This window comes from Desulfitobacterium sp. (assembly GCF_982384815.1).
On the sequence record NZ_CEVWNY010000022.1, the window covers coordinates 24,662 to 31,819 of the forward strand.

At 45.9% G+C, this 7,158-nt stretch carries 8 protein-coding genes; 1 reads left to right on the forward strand and 7 read right to left on the reverse strand.

Annotated features, from left to right (window positions below; translation table 11 throughout):
• Nucleotides 1–142 precede the first annotated feature (142 nt).
• The 5 genes from rpoE to sleB form a co-directional block, all read right to left on the reverse strand.
• On the reverse strand, nucleotides 143–556 hold the full coding sequence (gene rpoE / locus AC1U9U_RS05675; RefSeq protein WP_479959584.1) for a DNA-directed RNA polymerase subunit delta: 414 nt from the start codon (nucleotides 554–556) through the stop codon (nucleotides 143–145).
• Between the two features lie 112 nt (nucleotides 557–668).
• The gene (argS, locus tag AC1U9U_RS05680) at nucleotides 669–2,354 is read right to left on the reverse strand and encodes an arginine--tRNA ligase (RefSeq protein WP_479959585.1); all 1,686 of its coding nucleotides are present in this window, start codon (nucleotides 2,352–2,354) and stop codon (nucleotides 669–671) included.
• Nucleotides 2,351–2,782 carry a YwiB family protein gene (locus AC1U9U_RS05685; RefSeq protein ID WP_479959586.1) on the reverse strand — a complete coding sequence of 144 codons (432 nt, stop codon included), beginning with the start codon at nucleotides 2,780–2,782 and terminating at the stop codon, nucleotides 2,351–2,353. Before AC1U9U_RS05685 ends, argS begins: the two co-directional genes overlap by 4 nt.
• Before the next feature lie 276 nt (nucleotides 2,783–3,058).
• Nucleotides 3,059–4,423, reverse strand: a complete 1,365-nt coding sequence (locus AC1U9U_RS05690) for a PepSY1/2 domain-containing protein (RefSeq protein ID WP_479959587.1) — start codon at nucleotides 4,421–4,423, stop codon at nucleotides 3,059–3,061.
• 11 nt (nucleotides 4,424–4,434) lie between these two features.
• The gene (sleB, locus tag AC1U9U_RS05695) at nucleotides 4,435–5,121 is read right to left on the reverse strand and encodes a spore cortex-lytic enzyme (RefSeq protein ID WP_479959588.1); all 687 of its coding nucleotides are present in this window, start codon (nucleotides 5,119–5,121) and stop codon (nucleotides 4,435–4,437) included.
• Between the two features lie 29 nt (nucleotides 5,122–5,150).
• On the opposite strand from sleB, the gene AC1U9U_RS05700 reads away from it, so the two are divergent.
• Nucleotides 5,151–5,318, forward strand: coding sequence for a hypothetical protein (locus tag AC1U9U_RS05700; RefSeq protein ID WP_479959589.1), 168 nt, complete (start codon nucleotides 5,151–5,153; stop codon nucleotides 5,316–5,318).
• A 109-nt stretch (nucleotides 5,319–5,427) separates the two neighbouring features.
• On the opposite strand, the gene AC1U9U_RS05705 is transcribed toward AC1U9U_RS05700, so the two are convergent.
• Nucleotides 5,428–6,597: a pyridoxal-phosphate-dependent aminotransferase family protein gene (locus tag AC1U9U_RS05705; protein ID WP_479959590.1), complete on the reverse strand. Its 1,170-nt coding sequence runs from the start codon at nucleotides 6,595–6,597 to the stop codon at nucleotides 5,428–5,430.
• Nucleotides 6,598–6,767: 170 nt separating this feature from the next.
• Complete coding sequence (locus tag AC1U9U_RS05710) at nucleotides 6,768–7,049, reverse strand: hypothetical protein (RefSeq protein ID WP_479959591.1); 282 nt, start codon at nucleotides 7,047–7,049, stop codon at nucleotides 6,768–6,770.
• Nucleotides 7,050–7,158 lie beyond the last annotated feature (109 nt).

Here is a 7,158-nt window from a genome sequence, read left to right on the forward strand (position 1 = left end):
ATGTAAACACATAAAAAAAGCTAGTCCGCAAGACGCACTAGCTTTATTTTTACCATTTATATTTATTCTAGCCAGATTCCGATTAACTGTCAAGGCAATTCGTTTTATTTCACCTTATTTTGCTGTCTTCTTTTTAAGGTTCTTACCAGGTTTCTTCATTGGTGAAGGAACCCCCTTCGACATCCACTTCTTCCCCGCCATCTTCCTCCGCCTCATCGAAAAGGTCTTCTTTTTCCTCCATATCGAGATCGTGGTTTTCATCGTCGTAGGCCAACTCTTTATTTAATAAAGTGATGGTTGGCAGTTTCCGTGATCCCTTACTGGGCACCCAAACTTTAAGTCCCCATTCTCCATTGCCCACATAGGCAAACCGGGCATCCAGATTAATCTGGGTCAATATCCCGGAGATGGCTGCCGGATCTTGGGGACGTTCTTGTCTTCTCAATACCTCCATAATCAAATCATGATAATACATGGGCCGCCCTTGGGAAGCTAGGACTTCAAACACCATGTCCTCATCAGAGAGTTTGATCTTCTGGGTTAAGGAATGGGTCAATATAGCACCGCCCTTCTTATTAGCACTGAATATTTAGACAGTATATTCGACCCACCCCTAATTATTTCCTGCATTATTCCGGGGCCCAACATCAATAATTTGTTTCCTATCCTTACATCCGTTCAGGGGCAGTGACCCCCAGGATCCCCAGGACATTAGCCAAAACTTGTTTTGTGGAGCGTACCAAGCCTAAACGGGCTTCTCTTAGCCCTTCGTCGTCCACCAGTACCCTTTGGCTGTTGTAGAAAGAATGAAATAATCCTGCCAGATCCAGGACATAGCGGGCCAAACGATGGGGCTCCATCAGACGTGCAGCCACTTCAATCTCATTGGGCAGCTCGGCAAGCTTTTTTAAAAGCTCACGTTCTTCGTTACTCGCTAGATTCAGTAACCCGGCTTCCTGTGGGATACCGACAGCGCTATACCCTAATTCAGCAGCTTGGCGTAAAATACTGCAAAGGCGGGCATGAGCATATTGCACATAATATACCGGATTATCGGATGATTCGGCTTTGGCTAAGTCGAGATCAAATTCCACAGTGGAATCCGGGTCCCGCATGACAAAGAAGAAGCGGGCTGCATCCTTTCCTACTTCGTCCATTAATTCCCGCAAAGTAATATATCTCCCGGAACGTTTAGACATGCGGACGATTTCCCCATCCTGGATCAAACGCACCAACTGCATCAGGATAATCTGAAGGTTCTCCGGATCATAGCCTAAGGCAGACATTGCCCCTTTCATCCGGGCCACATGGCCATGATGGTCAGCACCCCAGATATTGATAACTCGATCAAAACCCCGATCAAATTTGTTGCGGTGATAAGCGATATCGGCTGCAAAATAGGTGGGAGTTCCGTTGCTGCGAATCACAACCTCATCCTTTTCATCACCGAACAGGGTGGATTTTAGCCATTGGGCCCCTTCTTTTTCGTAGATATAACCTTTCTGCTCCAGTTTTTCCATAGTATCCTTGACAAAACCGGAGTCATGCAAGGACTGCTCACTAAACCAAACATCATAATTCACACCCATATCACTAAGTGTTTCACGAATGCTGGCGAGCTTCTCCTCTAAGGCATAACGAACAAGGAATTCCTGACGGAGATTCGGTTCCACATTAAGATATTTATCGCCGACCTTTTCAATTAAACCTTTCACCGTGTCCACCAGGTCTTCACCATGATAGCCACCCTCGGGAAAAGGAACATCCTGACCATGCAATTGTAGGTATCGAGCTTCCAGAGACAGGGCAAAATTCTGGATTTGGTTACCGGCATCGTTAATGTAGAATTCGCGGCTTACTTCATAGCCGGCCATCGCTAGAAGGGATGCTAAACTGTCCCCTAAGGCCGCACCCCGGGCATTGCCCATGTGAAGGAGTCCCGTGGGGTTAGCACTGACAAATTCCACCTGGACCTTCTTACCTTGACCCAAACTAACCCTTCCATAGTCTGAACCTTCTCTGAGAACCTCCGGAATCACACCCGTCAGCCAGTTGGGATCTAAACGAAAATTAATAAATCCGGGACCGGCGATTTCACAGTCTGTGATGAAGGTTCCGGACTTATCAAGGTGCTTGATGAGGATACCGGCAATATCCCGAGGAGACTTCCGGGCCTGTTTCGTCAAGACCATCGCTAGATTTGTTGCCCAATCCCCATGTTGCTTTTCCCGTGGTTCTTCCAAAACGTAATTAGGGAGACTTTCATAGGCGAGTTCCCCGGCTTGCTTAGCCTCTTCTGCAGCTTTTGCTAAATTTGCATAAATAGTTTCTTTGATAGTAATGTACAAACTCATCGAGGAGCGTCCTCCTTTATATTGATCCGCAATGTATTATGACTGACTAAGTGATCGTTAGAAAAAAGATTATATTTTAGCGTAATATGTCCGCCTTGCTCTGTCAAGCAAATCTCCATATCCTCAGTGTACACTTCAAAAAACAAAGACCCATGGAGTGTAACATAGGTTGACCCGTGAAGAATACCCCGCTCAAAAACTTGCTTATGATCCACAGATCCCATGCGGTTAAGAGTTACTTTAGCAGGCTCTACCTTGAGGCTGGTAGTTACACCCTCCATCCCGCTGATTTCCGTATCTTTGTAAATAATATAATAGGTTCCCCCATGCTTATGTATGGTGCCGACGGTGGTAAATTCCATACTGTCATCGGTACCTTCCTCATAAGTCTGGGCACTGCTGACCTTAATCAATACATCTTTGGACACGCGAATCTCCTTTCTCGGCGTAGTGTATGTACTATTATATCTCAATCGGAACGATCTGTGTTAGCGAAAATTAATGAAAAGATCCTTCGCATATGCTCAGGATGACAGCCATTTTAGTCTTTATCGTGCCGGCCGATTTACCCATTATCATGCTGGGCTATTAGTCGTTGTCATACTGCGGTGCTGGAATTATACATTCCATTAATCATGATAGGGTGGTAATGATCAATCATTACCACCCTTAGTATACCCTAAATCAGGGTATCTTAAATTTACCTATTGCAGGTATTCCCCCCGAGGAGTTTTTATAATCCGCTGAATTTTTTCCTCTATGCCGGATTCGGCATTGATGTAGACTAAATATTCCTCACCCTGATATTGACCGCGGAACTCATAACCCATAACCTCCCGATTCCCCAACACCGGGATCACCGCCATCCGGGTTTCTTTGATTTGGAACCCGCTTCTTAGCTTGGTCTTGGCTTGCTCCAGAGTCAACTTTTTCGTAAAATTGCGTTTTTGATGATAGGCATAGTAAGGGGTGGAATCAAAGCCGGTAATCTGTCCATTATCTAATGCGACGGTAATGCGTACTTTATCGGAGTAATAGCGAACACCATTCTCATCGAGAACGTATTCAAGTTGCAAATATCCGCCGAAGTCTTCCGTTGAGGTCAGAACAAGATTCCAGTCCATGGCTTTAAGGGTCTGTGCCACTTTCTCCTTAACCTGTTCGGGACTTAAAGTTCGCTCATTCAGCTCCCGTTGATCCCGATAGATAAGGACTTTGCCGCCCCGTTTGCTCACGGTCATAAAGAGGTCTCCCTGCTTAAAAATATACACCCCTAAAGCACCTTGACTAACTCCGGAAAAATCCGGATTGGCCCCTGCGTGCCCCACCTTGCTCAAGAAATCCTTGGCAGCTTTTAAGGCCGTATCCTTATCCACTTCATTCTTAGGAAGTCCCAAAGGTTCCTTTACCACGCGCGATTCGAATTCCCCTACATAGGAAAAGGGCGGGAGTTTTTGCAAGCTGGCATTTAGTTGGTCTAGGCCGGAGCGCACCGAACCGGCCGGTCCATCAGCTGATTCCGCTGCAGCCTCGGCAGTTGCCGGACTCCAAAAGCCCACCATCCGATTCCAAAGAGACCGATTATCTACCCAAGCAAGCCCCTCGGTATCAACTCTTTGTACTAAATCTTGCACCTTTTGATTGACCGTCAAAAGACGCTCATGAACATCAGTGAGGGTTTTATCCTCTTCGGCAGTGGGGGTATGGCCCACCGAGACCCGATAGGCTAAGCTTCTAGTGAAGTCTCCGGTGCTATTTAAAAACTCACCAATATAACTTAAGCCATTTTCCTCTGCCGGAAGCTGGGCCAAATCCTTAATGGCGGATTCACTGATAGCCCCGGCCTGGCTCAAATAAAGAACCTTTTGACTTGAAGTAGCGGCAACCCGGCCTTTGGCAAGATCAGTTTCCAGTTGGTCCAGGTGACTGGCAAAATCTCTTAAGGAACGCTGGTATTGGTTTGTCGTAGCTGTCTCCAATTGTGACCCCTGTCGATACTCGGTAAATCCCCAAGCTAGAGAGAGGACTAAAGCTGTTCCTAAAATTCCAAGCCAAAAATTTCTGTTCATGCAATCCCCTCCTAACGAGTGAATATATGATTACCTATTTGCATAATTTGCGGCCGCGACCAAATGAATTTGTTCTTGGTCTTAGCAGGATTAAAGAAGAAAAGTGCTCCACCGGTAGGATCCACACCGGATACAGCCTCTTGGGCAGCCTTTACGGCTGAAGAAGTCGGTGCCTTATTAATCTGTCCATCAGCTACACTGGAAAAAGCCAAGGGTTGATAGATAATATCGGCCACCGTGTTAGGAAAGGCGGGATCTTTGATACGATTAAGAATTACCGCGGCAACGGCAACCTGGCCTACATAAGGCTCCCCCCGGGCCTCGGCACTAACACAGCGGGCCAGAAGGTTGACGTCCACATTTTTCGGTCCTACGGATTTTCCCGAGGCATTGGTGCTGCCCCCGGTCATTAGCTTTAGTTCCTTGATGGTCTGAGGTCCGGCAATCCCATCCACTTTCATTCCCCGCTCCTTTTGGAAACGGGAAACGGCCGCCTTGGTCTTCGAGCCATAAATACCATCGACTTTTCCTACCACGTAGCCCAAGGATGCTAATTTTCTTTGCAGTTCGCTTACTTCCGGGCCACGGGAGCCCTGACTTAAGGTGCGATCACCCAAAGCTCCATAGGCCACACCGGCAAGGATTAGGGCAATTCCCAGAGTGATTACCCCTACCCACGCTCTCTTTTTTGTGATCATCATGCTCACCTCACATCTAGATTTACCCGATGACTAAGTGCCACTATGACTCCCATTTCTTAAGTACAAAAGTATCCAGTGATGCTTTTGCCGAACCGCAAACTACATATAACGACTTTAGCGGTGAGGGTGAGTTAAGTGGCACTAAGTCCCTGGATAAGTCAACTAAACTTCAGTTGGAGGCAGACTCCACCTGAAGTAAGTTTCCTTTAACCCTTAGTGTGGCTGAGCAGGCAAATTTTATCCAAAAAAAAGTGGTCGATACTTTCATATCGAACCACTTAATCAATTCCCTGGATAATTTCCTTATTTTAAGCCTTCGGCATAAACGGCCTTAAACTTTAGCACGGCTTTTGCCGAATCGGCTTGAATTCCCATTTCATTGAGGGTTTCGCCTACTAACTCCATGGCTTTAACAAACATTGCTTCAGTAACATTACCCATATGACCGATTCGGAAGGCTTTTCCGGCAAGGGCGGCTAGTGAACCGGCAACCACCATGCCTTTTGCCGCCAGCTTGGCACGAAATTCCCCATCGTTAACTCCCTCAGGATAAAGGAAGCAGGTCAAGGTAGGTGCTGCCACTTCTTCCGGCGCCAGGGCTTTCATACCATATTCGGCAAGTCCGGCCCGGACAGCTTTTCCTAATGCCTTATGACGTTTATAGCGATTTTCCAGCCCTTCAGCCATAACGATTTCCATCCCTTTTTCATAGGCGTAGATCATATTGACCGGATGGGTAGCGTAGTATTTGCCCGGATCACGCATGGTAGGCAGCCACCGCAGAATATCCATATAATAAGCTGCTACACGATCCATGGCCTCCCTTGCTTGCAGGGCTTTGGGACCAAAAGCGACTATAGCCAGTCCAGGGGGGACACCGATGGCTTTTTGGGAGCCGGTTAGGACCAGGTCAATTTTATAGTCGGGATGTCCATACTCTTTTCCCATATCCTCCTCAACAGCCGCCGAGGCGCATACACCGTCCAAGATGAATAAGGCCCCTGCTTTCTTTACTACAGGAACTAATTTCTCCAAATCAGACATAACCCCAGTCGAGGTGTCCACATGGGTAATGGTTACAGCTTTAAAGCCACCTTCGGCCAGTTTTTGCTCTACCGCACCTACATCTATGTGTTTTCCCCATTCTGCCTGGAGTACTTCTACCTGTATTCCATGGGCTTGAGCTAAAGGAATAAAGCGATCACCAAAATAACCGTGGCTAACTACTAAAAGCTTCTCCCCAGGAGCAACGGTGTTAACAATAGCCATTTCCATGGATAAAGTTCCGGAACCGGACACCAAAAAAACTTCGCCATCGGTGTTGAACATTTTTTTGGTCATTTCGAGGCTATTCTTAAACTTCTTTACTAAGCGAGGGTCTGTATGTGCATAGGTTTCTTGGGCTAACGCTTCGTATATCTCATCCACTACCGGTGTAGGACCAGGTATGAGAAGCATTTCTTTATTTGGCATAAAACTTCCTCCTTTACTATCTATTCTAAATAGCGTAAATCAATATTATTCCTAACCTAACGAAAATTCGTCTAAAAATCTAGGAATCAATTAGTGTTCTATTTTAGTTTTAAATTTCCTGCCTCTTCCAATCAAAAACATTGTATACATGGTGGGAAAAGAAGAGACCTTTAATTTTTAATCCAACGATATTTGATCTTTAATCCTTTACCGCCCAGTTTCCAACCATAGTCAATTCGGAAATTATGAAAATCGTCCAGGCTCAATAAGCTAATATGGGTATAGAGGGTGATTCCTTCCCCTAAATCAATGGCTTGATAATCCTTTAATTCTTCTTCTTTAGGTTCACCCAGCTTTACGGCGGGCCATCCTTCATTCTTAGCCATTGCCTTCATTCCGTTTTCTAAAATAAACTTTTTGGCAGCGGTTGTTACTAAGAGCTTCAAGCCCATTCCTCCTACTTTTAATTGCTACTTTCATAAATCTTGTAATCAATATTAGAAATCAGCGTTTTTTACAGTTCGCGGGAAAGCGACTACGTCCCGGATATTCGATATACCC